General features: G+C 51.2%; 1 rRNA gene. It reads right to left on the reverse strand.

Annotated features, from left to right (window positions below):
- Positions 1-13: 13 nt before the first annotated feature.
- Positions 14-1,332, reverse strand: a 23S ribosomal RNA gene (locus tag ABXH06_RS17810); the annotation flags it as partial.

Here is a 1,332-nt window from a genome sequence, read left to right on the forward strand (position 1 = left end):
ACTTGGGTGTTGTATGGTTAAGCCTCACGGGCAATTAGTATCAGTTAGCTCAAGGCCTCACAACCCTTACACACCTGACCTATCAACGTTGTAGTCTCCAACGACCCTTTAGGGAGATTAAATCTCCAGTGAGAACTCATCTCAAAGCCTGCTTCCCGCTTAGATGCTTTCAGCGGTTATCAGTTCCGAACGTAGCTACCGGGCAATGCTATTGGCATAACAACCCGAACACCAGCGGTTCGTCCACTCCGGTCCTCTCGTACTAGGAGCAGCCCTCTTCAATTCTCAAACGCCCACGGCAGATAGGGACCGAACTGTCTCACGACGTTCTAAACCCAGCTCGCGTACCACTTTAAATGGCGAACAGCCATACCCTTGGGACCGACTTCAGCCCCAGGATGTGATGAGCCGACATCGAGGTGCCAAACACCGCCGTCGATATGAACTCTTGGGCGGTATCAGCCTGTTATCCCCGGAGTACCTTTTATCCGTTGAGCGATGGCCCTTCCATACAGAACCACCGGATCACTATGACCTACTTTCGTACCTGCTCGACGTGTCTGTCTCGCAGTTAAGCTGGCTTATGCCATTGCACTAACCGTATGATGTCCGACCATACTTAGCCAACCTTCGTGCTCCTCCGTTACTCTTTAGGAGGAGACCGCCCCAGTCAAACTACCCACCAGACAGTGTCCCCAAGCCCGATAAGGGCCCTAGGTTAGAACATCACGCATACAAGGGTGGTATTTCAAGGTTGGCTCCACCGCATCTAGCGACGCGGTTTCAAAGCCTCCCACCTATCCTACACATGTAGGAGCAATGTTCACTGTCAAGCTATAGTAAAGGTTCACGGGGTCTTTCCGTCTAGCCGCGGGTATACGGCATCTTAACCGCAATTTCAATTTCACTGAGTCTCGGGTGGAGACAGTGTGGCCATGATTACGCCATTCGTGCAGGTCGGAACTTACCCGACAAGGAATTTCGCTACCTTAGGACCGTTATAGTTACGGCCGCCGTTTACCGGGGCTTCGATCATGAGCTTCGCAGAGCTAACCCAATCAATTAACCTTCCGGCACCGGGCAGGCGTCACACCGTATACGTCATCTTTCGATTTTGCACAGTGCTGTGTTTTTAATAAACAGTTCCAGCCACCTGGTTACTTCGACTGCTCTGAGCTTAGGAAGCAAGTTCCATCACCCATATGCAGCGTACCTTCTCCCGAAGTTACGGTACTATTTTGCCTAGTTCCTTCACCCGAGTTCTCTCAAGCGCCTTAGTATTCTCTACCTAACCACCTGTGTCGGTTTGGGGTACGGTTCCTATATATCTGA

The organism is Thalassotalea sp. SU-HH00458, assembly GCF_040362795.1.
Classification (GTDB): Bacteria; Pseudomonadota; Gammaproteobacteria; order Enterobacterales; family Alteromonadaceae; genus Thalassotalea_H; species Thalassotalea_H castellviae.